This is a genomic window from Streptomyces tubbatahanensis, assembly GCF_022699385.1.
GTDB classification, from domain to species: Bacteria; Actinomycetota; Actinomycetes; order Streptomycetales; family Streptomycetaceae; genus Streptomyces; species Streptomyces diacarni.
The window spans coordinates 2,370,886-2,387,675 of the sequence record NZ_CP093846.1 but is presented as its reverse complement, the minus strand read 5'-3'; the positions used below and the strand labels follow the sequence as shown (position 1 = coordinate 2,387,675).

Below are 16,790 nucleotides of genomic sequence, written 5' to 3'. Positions count from 1 at the left end.
GGGACGGGCACCGGGCGGGGCGGCCACCCGTACGTGTCCGCGGTGTGAAGGGCGGAGCGGGGAACTCCGCCGCGGTCCTCGTACGTACGATGAGCAGCCGTACGGCCACCGCGGCACCCCGCGGGAGGAGCGCACGGAGCCGGCTGCGGACGGCCGCGCGGCACGCGAGATCGGCGAGACGGGGACTTCATGCGGCACTTCCGGCACCTGACGCCCGAGCGTCTTGGGGCGCTCTTCCACCGCCCACCGGCGGAGTTCACGGCGGACGCGCCCGTGAGCACCCTGGCGGTGGCGCTCGGCGCGACGCTCTACAGCCCGGCCACCCGCGAGGAGCTGGCCGACGACGTGCGCAAACAGGCAGCCCGGGGCGTGGTCTCGATGGTGCTGTGCCTGGAGGACTCGATAGCCGACGCCGACGTGCCGTGGGCCGAGGAGAATCTGGTGCGCCAGCTGGGGGCGCTGGCCGAGGCACCGGGCGGCGAGGAGCTTCCGCTGCTGTTCGTGCGGGTGCGGGCGGCGGAGCAGATCACCGGGCTGGTGCGCAGGCTGGGCCCCGCGGTGCGGCTGCTGTCGGGTTTCGTGCTGCCCAAGTTCACCGAGGAACACTCGATGGTGTTCCTCGAGGCGCTCACCGAGGCCGAGGCGTCGTGCGGGCGGCGGCTGTTCGCGATGCCCGTCCTGGAGTCGCCGCAGCTGCTGCACAGGGAGACCCGTCCGGCGACCCTGGCGGGTATCGCGCGCATGCTGGAGAAGTACCGCGAGCGGATCCTGGCACTGCGGCTGGGCGTCACCGACTTCTGCTCCGCCTACGGGCTGCGCCGCACCCCCGACATGACCGCTTACGACGTGCAGATCGTCGCCTCGGTCATCGGGGACGTGGTGAACGTGCTGGGCCGAGCCGACGGCACCGGGTTCACCGTCACCGGGCCCGTGTGGGAGTATTTCCGGCCACAGGAGAGAATGTTCAAGCCGCAGCTGCGGCAGAGTCCGTTCCGGAGCGGTCGCGCCGAGGAGATCCGCACGGCGTTGATCGAGCACGACATGGACGGGCTGCTGCGCGAGATCGCCCTCGACCGCGCCAACGGCCTGCTCGGCAAGACCTGCATCCACCCCTCGCACGTGGCTCCCGTGCACGCGCTGTCGGTCGTCAGCCACGAGGAGTTCTGCGACGCGACCGACGTGCTGCGCCCCGAGCGCGGCGGAGGCGGAGTGCTGCGCTCCGCGTACACGAACAAGATGAACGAGGTGAAGCCGCACCGCGCCTGGGCCGAGCGCACGCTGCTGCGCGGCGAGGTCTTCGGCGTGGCGCGCGAGGGCGTGAGCTTCGTCGAACTGCTGGCGGCGGGAGTCAAGTGAACGGAAACGCACCGGGTGACGCGGACGTGCGCGGACGGAGCGAGAGGGCCGCGGGCGGCGCGGAAGCCGCTGCCTGGCCGGGCGAGTGGGTGTCAGAACGGCTGGGCGTGCGCCTGGACGAGGGGCTGCGGGGACTGCTGGGCCTCGCCCTGCGCCGCAACCCCAAGCGGGCGCACCTGCTGGTCTCCACCGTCCTGGGCAAGCACGTGCCGCAGAGTCCGGCGGCGGTCCTGGGAGCGGGACGCCGCCTGGGCGCACAGGTGCGCGCGCTGCTCGGTGCCGACGAGGCCGCACGCTCCGCCGTGCTGGGCTTCGCGGAGACGGCCACCGGGCTCGGACTGACCGTCGCGCACGCCATGGGCAGCCGCGTGGGCGCCCTGCACTCCACCCGGCGCGCTGTCGAGGGGGTGGAGCGGTTCGGCGGCTTCGAGGAGGAGCACAGCCACGCCACCTCCCACCTGCTGCTTCCCGAGGATCCCGAGCAGCTGCGCACGGGCGGCCCGCTGGTCCTGGTCGACGACGAGCTGTCCACCGGCAGGACGGTGCGCAACACCATCGCGGCGCTGCACGCCGCGGCACCGCGCGCCCGGTACGTCGTCGCCGCCCTGGTCGACACCCGTGCCGAGGCGGACGTGGCCGCGCTGGACAAGTGCGCCGCCGACCTGGGGGCCCGCGTCGACGTGGTGGCCCTCGCCTCGGGCCGGGTCGAACTCCCCGACGACGTGCTGGCGCGTGGCCGCGCACTGGTCGAGGCCCACGGCGCAGCGCCCGCGGCGCCGACGGCGCCGGCCAGGGGCACGCCCCAGCGGGTGGAGCTCGGCTGGCCCGCTCAGCTGCCGGACGGCGGACGCCACGGCTTCGGCCCGCGCGCACAGACACGGCTCGAGGCGGCGCTGCCCGCCATGGCGGAGCGGATACGCTCCGCGCTCGCCCTCCCGGAGGCGGCCGGAAAACCGGCCCGGGTCCTCTTCCTCGGCAACGAGGAGCTGATGTACACGCCGCTGCTCCTCGCCCGCGCGGTGGAGGAACGCACCGAGGGGCGCGCCGAGATCCGCTTCTCGACCACGACCCGCTCGCCCGTCCTGCCCGTGGACGACCCCGGCTACGCGATCCGTACGGCGCTGCGCTTCCCGGCGCACGACACGCCCCCACACGCGGGACCACAGGAGCGGTACGCCTACAACGTGGCGGGAGGGGGCTTCGACGCCGTCGTCGCCGTCGTCGACAGCGAGGGCGACACACCCGCGCTGCACGCGCCCGGCGGACTGCTGGACCAGCTCACCGGATGCGCGTCCACCGTGCTGCTGGCCGTCGTCCCCGCCCACGCCCCCTCCCCGCAGCCGCAGCGCCCGCCCGCTCCGCTGTACGGGCCCGCCTTCTCCTCGTACGCAGCCGAAGACGTCGCCTGGCTGCTGCGCGACCTCTCGGACGTCGATCTCGAGGCGCCCACCGAGGAGCGCGAGGAGGCCATCCAGGCGGGCGGCGCCCACTACGCCGAGTCGCTCCCCGTCGAGTACCAGCCCTCCGCCGCCTACCAGCGCCTCTTCCACAGCGCGCTGGAGACCTCGGCCGAGCGGCTGGCCCGCGCGGTCGGCACGGTGACCGAGACGGTGCTCGCCGAGCGCGGGCCCCGCCCCGTTCTGGTGTCGCTGGCCCGCGCCGGCACGCCCGTCGGCGTGCTGATGCGCCGCTGGGCACAGCGCGCACACGGCCTGGACCTGCCGCACTACGCCGTCTCGATCGTGCGCGGGCGCGGCATCGACGTCGGCGCGCTGGCCCACCTGGCGGCCCACCACGACCCGGCCGACGTCGTCTTCGTGGACGGCTGGACCGGCAAGGGCGCCATCACCAGGGAGCTGGCCCAGGCGCTCGCCGCGCACCCCCGCTTCAACCCGGAGCCCGCCGTCCTCGCCGACCCCGGCTCCTGTGTGCGCACCTACGGCACCCGCGAGGACTTCCTGATCCCCTCGGCGTGCCTCAACTCGACCGTCTCGGGGCTGATATCCCGCACCGTGCTCCGCGCCGACCTGGTGGGCCCGCACGACTTCCACGGCGCCAAGTTCTACCGTGAGCTGGCTGCGAGCGACCTCTCACAGCTGTTCGTGGACACCGTCGCCGAGCGCTTCCCCGACGTCCGGGAGGGCGTGCTGCGGGACGTGGCGGCCCTCGCCGCCGCCGACCGCACCCCCACCTGGGACGGCTGGCGCGCCGTCGAGCACATCAGCGAGGACTACGGCATCGGCGACGTGAACCTGATCAAACCGGGCGTCGGAGAGACCACACGCGTACTGCTGCGCCGCGTCCCCTGGCGCGTACTGGCCCGCCGCGGCGCCGGCGCCGACCTCGACCACGTACGGCTCCTGGCCCAGCAGCGCGGTGTCCCCGTCGAGGAGACCGACGACCTGCCCTACACCTGCGTCGGGATCATCCACCCCCGCTACACGCGCGGTGCCACCGGCGCCGACGGAAAGGCCGCCAGGTGACGCCAGGCCGGGTGCTCCTCGCCAGCGACCTCGACCGCACCCTGATCTACTCCGCCCCCGCGCTGGAGTTGACCATGCCCGACCCCCGAGCGCCCCGCCTGCTGTGCGTCGAGACGTACGAGCACAAGCCGCTCTCCTACATGACCGAGGAAGCGGCCGCACTGCTGGAGGACCTCACCTCCCGCACCGTCTTCGTGCCCGCCACCACGCGTACGCCCGAGCAGTACCGCCGCATCCGGCTGCCAGGACCGCCGCCCCGCTTCGCCGTCTGCTCCAACGGAGGCCGGCTCCTGATCGACGGCCACAGCGACCCCGACTGGCGCGCCCACGTGCACGCACAGCTGGCCGCCTGCGCGCCGCTAGCGCAGGTCCGCGCGCACATGCTGCGGCAGGCACGGCCCGAATGGCTGCTCAGGGAGAGGGTCGCCGACGACCTGTTCGCCTACCTCGTGGTCGAGCGCGCCCTGCTGCCCGACACCTGGGTCAAGGAGCTGGCCGACTGGGCGGGCCCGCACGGCTGGGGCATCTCCCTCCAGGGCCGCAAGATCTACGCGGTGCCCCACCCACTGACCAAGAGCGCCGCCGTGGCGGAGGTGGCCCGCAGGGCCGGTACGGAACGCGTCCACGCGGCCGGCGACTCACTGCTGGACGCCGACCTCCTCCAGGCCGCCGACCTGGCCTGGCGCCCGGCCCACGGCGAACTCGCCGACAGCGGCTGGCAGCTGCCGCACCTGCGGGTGCTGCCGCAGCGCGGCGTGCTCGCGGGCGAACAGATCCTGCGCGAGATGAAGGACACGGCGACGGCGGATACGGAACCGAACGCCCCGCCTCACTGAGGCGAGGGCCGCAGGGCAGGCGGCCCCGAGATCACTCGTGCGTGCCGCGACCGTAGCCCCGCTCGTCGACCGCCGCCTCCTGCGCGGCGGACGCCGCCTTCGCCTCGGCCTCCGCGCCGGGGGCGTGCGGCTCCGCCTCGCCGCCGTACAGCGAGGCCCGGCGCCGCAGCTCCTCACCGCGTGCCCGCGCCCGCACCTGCCGTGCGCGCACGTCCCGGGCGCGCCGGGCGCGTTCGCTCTGCTCCGGATGGCGCTGCTGCCAGTACGGGTTGTCGTGCGGCAGGGCGCTCCCCACGCGCCCGTACATCCCGAAGACGAGCAGCAGCAGGCCGACGACGAAGCTGAACAGCACGTTCTGCAGCTCGAACGCCAGGAGGTTGAAACCCGTCTCCAGCAGCGCCAGGTTGACGAAGCCGCTGAGGACGAACAGACCACCGACAACGATGTTGAGGCTGGAGGCGAAGTTGCCCCCGCGCACCGTGCCGGAGAACAGCAGCAGCCCGACGAGGATCGACAGCACGCTGAGCGCGCCGTTCGTGTTGAGCCCGCCGACCTGCGCGCCGCCGGTGTCGAAAAAGCCGATGCTGTCGGTGAGGCCGAGGACGCCGAAGGCGGTCAGCGCCAGCCCCACCAGCCCGGCGCCCGCCCGGTAGATCCGGCTGAGCCTGTGGTGCGCGGGCATGTGCTCGTCGAGGATGCGCCGCCCGAGCGACGGCCGGGGCGACCGGGACAGCCGGGGCAGCAGGCCCCGGGGCTGCTGACGGCCGGAACGGGCGGGAGAAGCGGCCACGGGGGCCTCCTCGAAGCGATCGGAGGCGCTCGGTACTCACCCTCCAGCATCCTCCCGTGGCGACGCGGACTCAACACGGCGCCGGGTGACCGGACGACTCCGCACGGCCACCGACGGGTCAGCCGCCCGAGGCCCGCTCGTGGCGGATCCGCTCCACCACCTGCTGGACCGTCTCGCGCACCGCGTCCAGCTCCGTGAGCAGGTGCCAGTAGTCCGGGTGGCGGCCGCTCAGCGAGGCGACCGCGCGGTCCACCCGCTCCACCGCGTTGTCCAGCGGCTGCGCGTGCCGCGGATCGGGCGTGCTGCGTCCGGCCATCGCGAGGCGCTGCGCGTCACGGATCGCGAAGCGGGTGCGCTCGACCTCCTCGCTGTGGTCGAACGACACCTCGTTCAGCCGCCGCAGCCGTTCCCCCGCGGCCTTGACCGCCTCGTCGGTGGTGTTCAGCAGCGCCCGCACCGTCGAGAGCAGCGACGTGGCATCCGGCCAGCGCTGCTCGGCCCGCGCGGTGCGGGCCTCGCCCAGCTTCTCGTTCGCCTGCCGCGCCGAGTGCTCGGCCTGCTGCGGCACGTTTTGCAGGTCCTGCCAGCAGGCGACGCTGAAGCGGCGGCGCAGCTCGCTGAGGACCGGCTCCACCTGCCCCGCGCGGGTCTGGAGCGCCTCCGTACGGGTGCGCAGGGACGCCAGCCGCTTGTCGATGTCCGCCGCCTTCTGCGGCAGCCCCTCCGCCTCGGCGCGGACCGCCTCCGCTTCCCGTACGACCCGGTCGGCGCGCTGCAGGGTCTCCTGCACCCCGTGGGTGCCGGCGCCCTCGTTGAGCTTGGTCAGCTCGGGCGAGAGCGCAGCCAGCCGGGCCGCCAGAGCGTCCGCCTTCAGGCCCTGGGCCCGCACCGCGTCCAGCGCGTTGCTCGCGGCCAGCAGCCCCTGGCGGGCCCGCTCCACGGCGGGGGCCAGGCGGGCGAGCTGGTTCTCGGCCCGCGTCAGCAGGGAACCGAGGCCCTGTGCGAACCGGTCGAGCTCTCCCTTGACCCGCTCCAGCTCCTGCCGGGCCCGGTCCAGCTCGGCGCGGGCCCGGGAGGCCGCGGCGGCGTCGAGGTCGTCCCCGTCCAGGTCGTGCGCGTCGACGGTGGTGATGTACGCGTGGCTGACACTGTCGATGCGTCTGCCGAAGTCGGCGAAGTCCGCCGCGGCCTTGCGTCCCGCGGGGGAGGCGTCGACCGCGGTGATCGTCTCGATGGAGATGCGCAGGTCACGCTGGGCGGTGTCCAGCTCGTAGAAAGCGGCGGCCGCGGCGTCCTTCGCCGCCTGCGCTTCGGTCCGCGACTGCTCGGCACGGCCACTGCCCCAGCCCCAGCGACGGGTACCGCCGCCGTTCATCGCCGCCACGCAACCTCTCCCCGTGTGTGCCGCTCACTCATCGACCGATTGTCATTCTCCCACCCGAGGTCAACGAACACACGCGTCGATTCGTTCACGGCCCGCCCTCCCCGCCCCACCCCGTGTTTGCGCCGCCCACCGCCCGGCAGGGTACGCTGTCGTCCCACCACTCCGGGCGCATAGCTCAGCGGTAGAGCGCCTGCCTTACAAGCAGGATGTCACTGGTTCGATCCCAGTTGTGCCCACCGATCCGAGAACAGGCCGCAGCAGGACAGTAGCCCCTGTCGGGAGTACCGACGGGGGCGTTGTCATGAGCAGAGTCCACTCCCCACCGATGCCCGCTGTCGTCCGGGGACGCGACGGCTCCGGTGGCGGATCAGCGGGACCGGAGTGGGTATACGGAGCGCATGATCTGGTTGAAGCGGATCGGGTTAGCCCTCGCCTGGGCGCTGTTCGTAGCCGCCGTGTCCCGCCTTTGGTACGACTCCTGGCAGGACTCCATCAGTATGGCCGTCTCGATAGGCGTGGTGCTGCTGGGCATGTGGTGGGTCCAGCAGCGGATCAGCCAGTCAGGGAAGTAGATGGCCGCCGCCTGCACGCCGCCCCGGTGCGGTGGCGGCGGCCGTGCTCGTCGCGTCGGGGGCGGTGGGGAGCCGCGGCGTTCCCTCAGGGATAGCTCGTCTGGACGCTGCGGCTGAGGAAGACGGCGGCTTGCCGGCCGGGGAACGACAGGCGTCCTGTGCCGTCGTCGAGTGCCAGCTCATGTACGCGGCTATTCCCCCGGTGTAGAACGACGAAACCCCCGGTGAGTAGGCCGGGGGGCTGGGTGGTGTGTGGGCGCGCTGGTGGCGCTGAGGCTGTTGATGGTGGCTGCGATGCGGAACGGTGATCAGAGGGTCAAGTCGGCCACTGCCGAGGCTGACCTGCTGGTGGGGGCATCGGCGTCAAGGGCGGCAGGCGCGCGGGAGTGGACTGTTGGGCGGTAGTGCTGTGTACGGAGCCCGTTCGGTCTGGTCAGGGTGCGGTTGACAGCAGGGTGCGAGCTGCACAGATGCCTGGGCAGCTCGCACGCGTATTGCGGAGGGGACTCGGGGTCCTCGTCAGTAGAGCTTGACGGAGGACGCCGAGTCGTTGAACCACGTCGGGACGTCCGTGCACTGCCCGGACGCTACTGGGACGCTCGGGCCTTCGTAGTTGCTGTCCCTGAAGACGGCCGCGAACCGTCCGGAGAAGTTGCAGACGGAACTGGTCGTGTCGTTGAAGTTGTAGTCGCCGAACCAGGGGACGTCTTCGTTGGCCTTGAGGATCGGTGCGGGGCCGCTGCGGTTGAGGCCGTAGTCGCGGTACAGGCAGATTTGCCCCCAGTCGCAGGCACTGGGCCCTTGACCGGTCGTCACGTTCACCGACCGCGGTGCCGCATTGGCCGCATAAGCGGGCGCGGCGGCGGCACCGGCGAGCATGACCGTGACGGCCAGAAGGGCGAGACGAGCTTTCATACGATCTCCCGTGGTCGTATAGCTGCTGGCGATACGCATGGTGGGCTCGCGACGCACCGAATTCCAGGGAAAGTCGGGCAAACCACCCGTGAGTGCGGCGATATGATCGATAGGTTGAACTACAGGCCGTCCGTGGATTGCAATCTGACAGCATGAGGCCGATCGTCAACGCTGAAAATGCCTAGGCCAGGGCTTCGCCCGCCCCAGCGTGACGCCCCTCTTCCGCCTCATGTCGCCCCCGAACGCGAAGTAGGTGGCGAACGCGGCGACAGGGACGTGTACCTCGACCGGCGCGGCCCGCGGCGGCAGGTGGTGCCAGCCCTCCGGCGGCAGGAGGGGCGGGCTCGCGGGCGGTTCCGGCTCACGGGCCCGGGGCGGCCGGTCTGCGAGGCCGTTCTTCTCTCGGCCCAGTGTCAGTGGGGCCTGCCAGACTCGGCCGTTCGCGACCAGGAAGGCAGATGATGACCGGAACCCCAGCCCCCGCGCACCGTTCGCCCCGGTGGGCCGACGACACACGGCCGACCCCGCCCGCCGTCGGTGGCGAAGCCGAGACCTTGAGCGCCGTCCTGGACTGGCACCGGGCGACCTTCGAGCTCAAGTGCGCCGGTCTGCCCGCGCAGCGGCTGTCCGAACGGGCGGTGCCCCCGTCCGCTCTGTCCCTGCACGGCATCGTGCGGCACCTGGCCGGTGTCGAGCGGTGGTGGTTCCGTATCCAGTTCGCCGGCGAGGACGTTCCGCTGCTCCACTACTCCGACGACGACCCCGACCAGGACTTCGACGACCTGGGCGGTGACGTCGACGAAGCCTTCGCCGTCTGGCGGACGGAGTGCGAGTATTCGAGGCAGATCATCGCCGCTGCCGCGTCGTTGGACGAAACGGGGATCCGTAAGGGGACCGGCGAGCCGATCTCGCTGCGGAGGATCCTGGTGGACATGATCGCTGAGTATGCGCGGCACAACGGCCATGCCGATCTGCTCCGCGAGCGCATCGACGGCACTACCGGAATGTGACCAGGTAGCGAGCCTGCGTGTCCTGAGACGGGGGAAGAGGGCGGAGAGGGGGGGGCACGGTTCGCCCGGCTGCGGTCATCAGATGGTATGAACGCTCCCTTGTCGGGCGGGAGGCGGTGCGCCTCAGGGACAGGGATGGCCGGTATGACCGTCATCGGATCGTGCCGCCGGAGCGAGCGGCGCCGTCGGGGACGTGCCGCGCGTGCCGTGACGGTTCCCTTGCTGGGGCTCGCCGCGCTGGGGCTGAACCTTCCCGGCGGTGCCACCGCGCCCGTCCCCCGGCCAGCCGCGCCCGGCCCCGAAGTGGCGCCGTACCTCTCCCTGGGCTGGGGCGACCCGCCTGCGCCCGGCCGGCTGCTGCGGTCCACCGGCGTGGACGGGTTCACGTTCGCTTTCGTGCTGAGTGCCTCGGGCTGCGCACCGCGTTGGGACGGGGTGCGGCCGCTCACCGGAGGAGCCGACGAGCGCGCGGTGCGGGCCGTGCGTGCGGCGGGCGGTGAGCCCATCGTGTCGTTCGGCGGCGGCGCGGGCCGCACGCTGGAGCAGGACTGTCCCGACGCCGCCGCGCTCGCCGGGGCGTACCGCAAGGTGATCCGCGCCTACGGGCTGCGCACGATCGATGTCGACATCGAGACGCGCGCGTACGCGAGCGCCGCGGCGCGCCGTAAGACCGTCGAGGCGTTGAAGCAGGTCAAGGCCGCCGTACCGGGGCTCTCGCTGTACGTGACGCTGCCCAGCGCCCGCACAGGACCCGACGCGCGGCTGATCGACGCGGCGGCCCGTGCCGGGCTGGAACCGGACGCGTGGACGATCATGCCGTTCGCTTTCGGGAAGCCGCCCCGGGACGAGGCCGCCGCGCAGCAGGCCCGTCGGGTGGACATGGCCCGTGCCACCGTGAGCGCGACCGAGGGGCTGGTCGCACGGCTGCGGTCGGCGTACGGCTACGACAGAGCGGACGCCTACGCGCACAGCGGCATCTCCACCATGAACGGGATCACGGGCCATCAGGAGGTCGTCTCGGTGGAGGACTTCCGTACCATCGCCCGGTACGCCCGCGGCCACGGGCTGGCCCGACTCGCCTTCTGGTCCGTCAACCGTGACCGGCCGTGCGGGAAGCTGCCCTACCCGGCCGAGGACCGCTGTTCGGGCGTGCCGCAGCGGCCGTGGGAGTTCACGCGGGCGCTGACGTCACCGGAGCGGCGTTCGTGACGCCCTCGCCGCTCGCCACCGCCTCGCCCGCGGCCACGTCGTGTGCCCTGTGTGCCCTCCCCACGTCGTGCGTCATCGCTTCGGGCGTCCTGACTTCGTGTGTCGCCACGTCGCTCGTCGCTGCCTCGTTCGCGACGCCGGAGAAGCTCGGCTCCGCGCCGGAGAAGCTCGGCTCCGCGCCGGAGAAGCTCGGCTCCGCGCCGGAGAAGCTCGGCTCGACGCCGGAGAAGCCGGGTGCGGCGTCGGGGACGCCGACCACGCGCATGGCGGGCAGGAACAGCGGCAGTACGGGGAACGTCGCGGGTCCCGGGAGCGTCGCGCCCGCTGCCGTGAGGGTCTCCTGGTCGGCCGGTTCAGGACCGGCGGCCTGCGCGGCGTCCGGTTCGCGCCGTATCAGGTAGGCGGCGAAGCCTCCGGCGAGGAACAGCGCGAGCACCGAGACGGCGGTGCCGAGCCAACTGGTGCCGAGCCACTGGCCGCCCAGGTAGCCGAGCCCCACGCTGTAGGCGGCCCAGGCCACGCCGGCGAGCGCCGACCACGGCACGAAGTCGCGGGCCCTGCGGTGCGCGGCGCCCGCGGACAGGCTGACGACGGAACGTCCGGCGGGGGCGAAGCGGGCGAGGATGACGAGGGTGCCGCCGCCCTTGGACAGCGCGCGGCCGAGCTGTTCCTGGGCCGAGGCGAGTTTGGGGGAGCGGGCGAGGGCGCGGTCGAAGCGGTCGCCGCCCCGCCAGGCGAGCCGCCAGGCGGCCAGGTCGCCGAGGACGGAGGCGCCTGCCGCGCACAGCACCAGCGAGAGCACTTCCAGCAGGTGGCCGCTCTGGGCGGCGTGCCGTGCGGCGGCGCTGGGCAGGTCGGCGGCGTCGGCCGCCGTGGTGCCCGCGGCTGCCGTGGCCGCCGTGATGACGAGGACGCCGCTGGGCAGGACGGGTACGAAGACGTCGAGCAGCACGGAGACGGCGATGACCGCGTAGATCCATGGGGATCCGGTCACCGACCCCAGGATGTCCGGCACTGTTGTCCCCGTTTCTCCCCTGCCCGGCTGTCGTCGGCTGGCGCGTTACCGCCGTACAGCGTACGCCCGGGTCCCCCGCTCAGGGCCGCTGGGTGGCCGTGGCGACGCTCTCGCACCGTGGCTGGTTACAGATGCACTGAATCAGACCATAGGACAACGTGAATCGGTGGAGGCCAGCACGATGAGGGCACGTATGCGCGCGGCGGGGGTGGGGGGAGTGACCGCCGTCACCATGGTGACGGCGTTGTTCGCGGGGAGCGAGCCGAGTTCGGCGAGCGAGGTACCCGCTGCCAGGGATCTTCAGGGGCTCAAGGTCCTGCCGAACCTGTGGGAACCGGCGAACCGGGGACCGGAAAACCCCGTGGATCTGGACGGCCTGGCGGCCCTGGCGGACCTGGCGGACCTGGGAGATCTCGGGGACAACGAGGGGGCGCGGATTCTGCGGTCGTTCCAGCGGGGCAAGGGGGTCGACCTGCGGGACCTCAGCCTGCGCGTGGGCTCCGGCACGGTGGAGATCGTCAGCAGCGAGGACCCTGGCGAAGACCGCGCGGAGAAGCGCGGTGACGACGGCGGTGAGGGGGACGGTGGAGAGGGCCGGCTGACCCGGGAGTTGAGGGTGACCGACGGGGAGGGCGCGCACCGTGTCTTCCGGCTCGGCGGCACGGGGGCCGGCGCCGCCGACGTGAGCAACCGGTCGATTCTGGTGCGCTACGACCAGTTCTCCCCGGCCAACGCGTTCGTGCGCCCCGACGCGGTCACCTACGACCGCGCCAAGGTGCCTGCCGGGGCGAGCATCGGGGTCACCCGTACGGTCACCGACGGGGCGACCAGCGTGCAGCTGGAGGTCGGCGGTCTGCCGAAGAACCGCACCTACGGGGCGCACGTGCACACCGAGCCGTGCGGGGCCAAGCCGGAGGAGGCGGGCTCGCACTACCAGGACAAGAAGGATCCGGTGCGGCCCTCGACCGACCCGCGCTACGCCAACCCGCGCAACGAGGTGTGGCTGGACTTCACCACGAACGCGAAGGGCGAGGGGAAGGCCGTCTCGCGCCACGACTGGACGTTCCGCAAGGGGGAGGCCAGGTCGGTGGTGCTGCACGAGTCGGGCACGCGCACGGAAGCCGGCCACGCGGGGGAGGCGGGTGCCCGGCTCGCCTGCTTCACGGTGCCCCTGGCCGGGCGGTGACGCGTCGCCTGAGCCCATCCCGCGTCGCCTGAGCCCATCCCGCGCCGCGCCGCGCCCCCACGCCCCGCGTCGACCGTCGGCGCGAGGCGTGGGGACGTCAGTGCCTCAACCGTCGTTCCTGGCGGCCGGTCCTGTCCCGCTGAGTCGGCCGCTGAAGACCCGCTCGAGGCCGGAGCGGGGTGTGCCGTCCGGCGCCGAGGTCGCGGCGCTCGCCCGGTCGAGCACGTAGGTGGCTTCCCTGCCGTGCATGGTGAGCGTCATCAGCATGTTGCCGAACCAGGGGCCGCCCGTGCGGCGCCAGCGGAAGGGGAGTTCCTCGACGCGTGCGTGCCGGATCAGTGCCCGTCCGAGCCCGCGGCCGATCCGGCTCCAGCCGAAGCGGAAGCCCGTCCGCATGGCGGCGGGGATGCTGTTGTGTATGGGTGAGCAGGTCAGCTGCGTCACCCGCGCGGGCCGGCCGCCCCCCGACACCTTGAGGTCGTCGAACTGGGGCTGGGTCACATAGGCGTGGTGCACGTCGCCCGACAGGACGCTGACGGAGGCGGGCGCTTCCTGGTCGGCGGCCACGCGCTGGATGAGTTCTGTCAGCGCCTGGAACGAGCGGGGGAAGGCCGCCCAGTGCTCCAGGTCGGCGCGTTGCCGCAGCTTCTCGCTGAACCCGAGCCAGCGCGCGCCCCGGGCGCCGGAGCACAGCGCGGTGTTCCAGGTCTCCAGGCCGTGCACGGCGGGCGGCAGAAGCCAGGGCAGCGAACTGCCGAGCAGCAGGTGGTCGACGGCTCCGGGGCCGCCGTCCAGTACCTGCTCGTGCAGCCAGTCCATCTCCTCGTCATCGACCATCCGGCGTTCGGCCTCGGGCAGGACGCGGCCCGCGCGGGTGTCGACCATCAGCAGCCGGATGCGGCCGAAGTCGCGGCGGTAGCTCCAGCGGGCCGCGGCCGGGTCGGCGTCGGCGCGCTCGGCGAACGCGCGCAGCGCCGGCGTGCCGTCCTCCGCGTGCCGTACGGCGGCGAAGACCGGGTTCTCGGCGAGCTCCGCCGGGGAGAGGTTGCCCAGGTGCTGGTAGACCCAGTAGGAGGTCAGCCCGCCCAGGATGCGCTCGCGCCACCAGTCGGTGGCGCGCATCTCGCGCTGCCACGCCTCGCTGGTGTTCCAGTCGTCGATCACGTCGTGATCGTCGAAGATCATGCAGCTGGGAACGGTGGACAGCAGCCAGCGCACCTCCGGGTCCAGCCAGGACTCGTAGTAGAGCTCGGTGTACTCCTCGTAGTCGGCCACCTGGTCCCACGGGGGCTTGGCCACGTCGCGCCGCTCGGCGAGCTTGGCGCGCACGCGCTCGGAGGTCTCGTCCGCGTAGACCTGGTCGCCCAGCAGGAGCAGGACATCCGGCAGCGGGCCGCCCGCGATGGCCTGCTGCGCCAGTGCGTCCAGCGCGTCGGGGCCCACCGGGTCGTGCCGGGAGCCGGCGGGGCGGGCCGCCCAGCGGCAGGAGCCGAACGCTATCCGGAACGGCTCGGTTCCGCTGGGCGAGGCCTCGGGCGGCGGAAGCGTGCGGATGGTGCTGGTCGGGTAGGCGGAGTCGGCCAGTGGCCACACCTGTTCGCCGTCCAGCGTGACGCGGTAGGGCGTCTGGCTGCCCGGCTCCAGGCCGACGACGGTGACCAGCGCGTAGTGGTGCCCGGCGACCTGCCAGGTACGCGCCGCGCCCCCCGCGGTGGAGCCCTCGCAGTGCACCTCGGCCTCGCAGGGGCCCTCCGTCTCCAGCCAGACCGTGGCGGTGTCCTGATCGACGTAGCGCAGCAGTGGGCCCAGTCGGAGGCCGGTCATGCCCTTCTCCCTTGCGTCCCTCGTGCCCGTCGCGCCCCACGGCGCGTCCCTGTGGGCGGTGCCGTAGCGCGCGCCGCACCGGCGTCGTCGGACCGGCGGCGCCGTACGGTGCGGGCTTACGACCCGCACCGTACGGAACGAGGGAGCACTCCGACCAGTTTCCTGGCCGGATCCCGTCCTGCCCGCGAGCGGGCAGGACGGTCAGCAGGTCGCCAGGGCCTTCTTCAGGGCCGCCTTCTCCGGAGCGTCGGCCGTCATGTCGTAGGTGTGCTTGACCCACACCCACATGCGCGCGTACTCGCAGTGGTAGCCGGAGGAGGGCGGCATCCACTCGGCGGGGTCCTGGTCGCTCTTCTCCTGGTTCACGTTGTCGGTGACGGCGAGGAGCTGGGCGATCTCGAGATTGTTGGCCAGTTCCTGACGCTTGTCCTGGGTCCAGTTGGAGGCCCCGGAGCGCCACGCCTCGGCGAGCGGGACGACGTGGTCGATGTCCAGGTCGGAGGGCTCGGTCCACTTCTCGCCGTCGTACGGGCTGGTCCACGAGCCCTTCGTCGGGTAGCAGTCGTTGCCCGTCTCGACGCCCTCGCCGTCCCGCTTGAGGACGGCCTCCCGGGTGTTGCAGTTGTCACCCTGGTCGATCCAGTGGGGGAATTTCTCGCGCGAGTAGCCGTCCATGGAGCCCTCGTCCGCCTCGGTGAGGTCCCCGAGCATGGTGGTGGCTTCCTCGGCGCTCGGCGGGGTGGGGGGCTCGGCGGAGGCGGGGGAGGCGCCCAGTGTGAGGCCGACCAGCAGGGCGGAGACGAGAGCCGCGAGGGCGGCGAGGAGGGCCGACCAGCGTCGACGCGCGTAGAGGCGGCGGCCCGTGCGGTGTTCGTGCGGCATGCGAACTCCCTGTGTGTGGGGGGAAGTTGTGCGATGGTGCCGAATCGTGGTGCGGATGGTGTCGGTGGTGCGGTTCACAGCGTGACGGTCGTGTGCACGTCACTTCAAGAGCCTGCCCGGGAAAGCCCTCCCGGCCACACGCGATACACCCACACGACGGACGCGGGAGGGGAGTTGGTCATCCGGCCGGCTCCGAGGGGTCCCGTCGGGCCCGGCGGTGCGGCCGGCTCCACGCGTTTTCTTGGGACCGTTGGCGCGGCAGGGCCCGGTGGTCTCGTCGGCCCCGGCGACCGGGGGCGGGCGCATGGCGTGGCCTACCCCACCCCGGGAGTCGATCGCGTCGCGGCGGAGGCATCACGTACCCTCATACGCGTCTGAAGGGGAGTAGCTCTTCGCCGGACCGTCGACACACTGGCCCGCCGCGCGCGGGCCCGGCGCCCGGAGCGGGGTGCCCGCCACTGCGTGGCGGCGCCGCGCCAGCGAGACCTTCGGCCGCAGTGTCCGCGTCCGTGCGCCGTGCACGGGCAGCCAGCGACGCTGCCGTGCCGAAGTGAGCTCGCGCCGGTGCGGCAGCCCGACCACTTGGGAGTCCCCGTGCTCAGCCTCACCGTCGTCGCCGTCGTCTTCGGCGTCGTCTTCCTCGCCGAGCTGCCCGACAAGACAGCCCTGGCCGGGCTGATGCTCGGTACCCGCTACCGCGCGTCGTACGTCTTCGCGGGGGTCGCCGCCGCGTTCGCGCTCCACGTCGTGATCGCCGTCGCGGCGGGCAGCGTGCTCACCCTGCTCCCGCACCGGCTCGTGCAGGCGATCGTGGGCGTGCTGTTCCTCATCGGTGCGGCCGTGCTGCTGCTCAAGAAGGACGACGAGGAGGAGGAGCAGGCACGCAAGCCCGCCGACCAGTCCTTCTGGAAGGTCGCGGGCAGCGGCTTCATGCTGATCCTGGTCGCCGAGTTCGGCGACCTGACGCAGATCATGACGGCGAACCTCGCCGCCCGCTACGACGACCCCCTCTCGGTGGGCCTGGGAGCCGTCCTCGCCCTGTGGGCGGTGGCCGCGCTGGGCATTCTCGGCGGCCGCACCCTCATGAAGTACGTGCCGCTGCGGCTGATCACCCGCGTCGCCGCCCTGCTCATGCTGGCCCTGGCGGCCTTCAGCCTGTACGAGGCCATCGCCTGACTCCGCCAGGCCGCCTGACCCCTCCAGGCCGCCTGGCCCCTCCGAGCCGCCTGGCCCCTCCGAGCCGCCTGGCCCCTCCAGGGCCCCGGCCGGACCGGTCGGAGCCGGCCGGGACCGGCCGTCACTCGATGGGGTGATGGCGAAGGGCGGCG

The 16,790-nt window shown here is 72.7% G+C and carries 13 protein-coding genes, 1 tRNA gene and 1 pseudogene; 9 read left to right on the top strand and 6 right to left on the bottom strand.

The annotated features are described in order from the left end of the window. The first annotated feature begins 189 nt into the window (after positions 1-189). The 3 genes from MMF93_RS10285 to MMF93_RS10275 all read left to right on the top strand — a co-directional run bounded on the left by MMF93_RS10285 (position 190) and on the right by MMF93_RS10275 (position 4,675). A complete protein-coding gene (locus MMF93_RS10285) occupies positions 190-1,356 on the top strand; it encodes an HpcH/HpaI aldolase/citrate lyase family protein (protein ID WP_242750886.1) in 1,167 nt (388 codons plus the stop codon). A gap of 26 nt (positions 1,357-1,382) precedes the next feature. After that, complete coding sequence (locus MMF93_RS10280) at positions 1,383-3,839, top strand: phosphoribosyltransferase (protein ID WP_242757448.1); 2,457 nt, start codon at positions 1,383-1,385, stop codon at positions 3,837-3,839. A 74-nt stretch (positions 3,840-3,913) separates the two neighbouring features. Further along, a complete protein-coding gene (locus MMF93_RS10275) occupies positions 3,914-4,675 on the top strand; it encodes an HAD family hydrolase (protein WP_242757446.1) in 762 nt (253 codons plus the stop codon). 31 nt (positions 4,676-4,706) lie between these two features. Here the strand turns inward: MMF93_RS10275 and MMF93_RS10270 are convergent, their stop codons facing one another. Further along, positions 4,707-5,357: a DUF4383 domain-containing protein gene (locus tag MMF93_RS10270; RefSeq protein WP_242757444.1), complete on the bottom strand. Its 651-nt coding sequence runs from the start codon at positions 5,355-5,357 to the stop codon at positions 4,707-4,709. 226 nt (positions 5,358-5,583) lie between these two features. After that, positions 5,584-6,840, bottom strand: coding sequence for a coiled-coil domain-containing protein (locus MMF93_RS10265; RefSeq protein WP_423835588.1), 1,257 nt, complete (start codon positions 6,838-6,840; stop codon positions 5,584-5,586). A gap of 173 nt (positions 6,841-7,013) precedes the next feature. Here MMF93_RS10265 and MMF93_RS10260 point away from each other — a divergent pair. Together MMF93_RS10260 and MMF93_RS10255 are read left to right on the top strand one after the other, a co-directional pair. Then, positions 7,014-7,085, top strand: a tRNA-Val gene (locus MMF93_RS10260). Between the two features lie 162 nt (positions 7,086-7,247). Continuing rightward, positions 7,248-7,421, top strand: coding sequence for a hypothetical protein (locus MMF93_RS10255; RefSeq protein ID WP_242750884.1), 174 nt, complete (start codon positions 7,248-7,250; stop codon positions 7,419-7,421). Between the two features lie 519 nt (positions 7,422-7,940). On the opposite strand, the gene MMF93_RS10250 is transcribed toward MMF93_RS10255, so the two are convergent. After that, positions 7,941-8,336 (bottom strand): peptidase inhibitor family I36 protein, encoded by a 396-nt coding sequence (locus MMF93_RS10250; RefSeq protein WP_242750883.1) that lies wholly within the window; start codon positions 8,334-8,336, stop codon positions 7,941-7,943. 461 nt (positions 8,337-8,797) lie between these two features. On the opposite strand from MMF93_RS10250, the gene MMF93_RS10245 reads away from it, so the two are divergent. Both MMF93_RS10245 and MMF93_RS10240 read left to right on the top strand, forming a co-directional pair. Continuing rightward, positions 8,798-9,346 (top strand): DinB family protein, encoded by a 549-nt coding sequence (locus MMF93_RS10245; protein WP_242750882.1) that lies wholly within the window; start codon positions 8,798-8,800, stop codon positions 9,344-9,346. A gap of 207 nt (positions 9,347-9,553) precedes the next feature. Next, positions 9,554-10,555, top strand: coding sequence for a chitinase (locus tag MMF93_RS10240; RefSeq protein WP_242750881.1), 1,002 nt, complete (start codon positions 9,554-9,556; stop codon positions 10,553-10,555). A gap of 343 nt (positions 10,556-10,898) precedes the next feature. On the opposite strand, the pseudogene MMF93_RS10235 reads toward MMF93_RS10240, so the two are convergent. Further along, positions 10,899-11,570, bottom strand: a pseudogene (locus MMF93_RS10235) (DedA family protein); the annotation flags it as partial. Positions 11,571-11,751: 181 nt separating this feature from the next. Between MMF93_RS10235 and MMF93_RS10230 the strand changes: the two are divergent. Then, positions 11,752-12,756: a superoxide dismutase family protein gene (locus MMF93_RS10230; protein WP_242750880.1), complete on the top strand. Its 1,005-nt coding sequence runs from the start codon at positions 11,752-11,754 to the stop codon at positions 12,754-12,756. A gap of 105 nt (positions 12,757-12,861) precedes the next feature. Here MMF93_RS10230 and MMF93_RS10225 read toward each other — a convergent pair whose 3' ends face one another. Continuing rightward, positions 12,862-14,580: an alkaline phosphatase D family protein gene (locus tag MMF93_RS10225; protein ID WP_242750879.1), complete on the bottom strand. Its 1,719-nt coding sequence runs from the start codon at positions 14,578-14,580 to the stop codon at positions 12,862-12,864. A gap of 201 nt (positions 14,581-14,781) precedes the next feature. Beyond that, positions 14,782-15,462, bottom strand: coding sequence for an HNH endonuclease family protein (locus MMF93_RS10220; protein WP_242750878.1), 681 nt, complete (start codon positions 15,460-15,462; stop codon positions 14,782-14,784). A gap of 594 nt (positions 15,463-16,056) precedes the next feature. Here MMF93_RS10220 and MMF93_RS10215 point away from each other — a divergent pair. Further along, positions 16,057-16,638, top strand: coding sequence for a TMEM165/GDT1 family protein (locus MMF93_RS10215; RefSeq protein WP_242750877.1), 582 nt, complete (start codon positions 16,057-16,059; stop codon positions 16,636-16,638). Positions 16,639-16,790 lie beyond the last annotated feature (152 nt).

Bases quoted from the DNA above. Each gene is read 5' to 3' on its own strand.
- MMF93_RS10285 (WP_242750886.1), top strand. From the start codon at position 190: ATGCGGCACTTCCGGCACCTGACGCCCGAGCGTCTTGGGGCGCTCTTC.
- MMF93_RS10275 (WP_242757446.1), top strand. From the start codon at position 3,914: ATGCCCGACCCCCGAGCGCCCCGCCTGCTGTGCGTCGAGACGTACGAG.
- MMF93_RS10270 (WP_242757444.1), bottom strand. From the start codon at position 5,357: ATGCCCGCGCACCACAGGCTCAGCCGGATCTACCGGGCGGGCGCCGGG.
- MMF93_RS10265 (WP_423835588.1), bottom strand. From the start codon at position 6,840: ATGAACGGCGGCGGTACCCGTCGCTGGGGCTGGGGCAGTGGCCGTGCC.
- MMF93_RS10255 (WP_242750884.1), top strand. From the start codon at position 7,248: ATGATCTGGTTGAAGCGGATCGGGTTAGCCCTCGCCTGGGCGCTGTTC.
- MMF93_RS10250 (WP_242750883.1), bottom strand. From the start codon at position 8,336: ATGAAAGCTCGTCTCGCCCTTCTGGCCGTCACGGTCATGCTCGCCGGT.
- MMF93_RS10245 (WP_242750882.1), top strand. From the start codon at position 8,798: ATGACCGGAACCCCAGCCCCCGCGCACCGTTCGCCCCGGTGGGCCGAC.
- MMF93_RS10230 (WP_242750880.1), top strand. From the start codon at position 11,752: ATGAGGGCACGTATGCGCGCGGCGGGGGTGGGGGGAGTGACCGCCGTC.
- MMF93_RS10225 (WP_242750879.1), bottom strand. From the start codon at position 14,580: ATGACCGGCCTCCGACTGGGCCCACTGCTGCGCTACGTCGATCAGGAC.
- MMF93_RS10220 (WP_242750878.1), bottom strand. From the start codon at position 15,462: ATGCCGCACGAACACCGCACGGGCCGCCGCCTCTACGCGCGTCGACGC.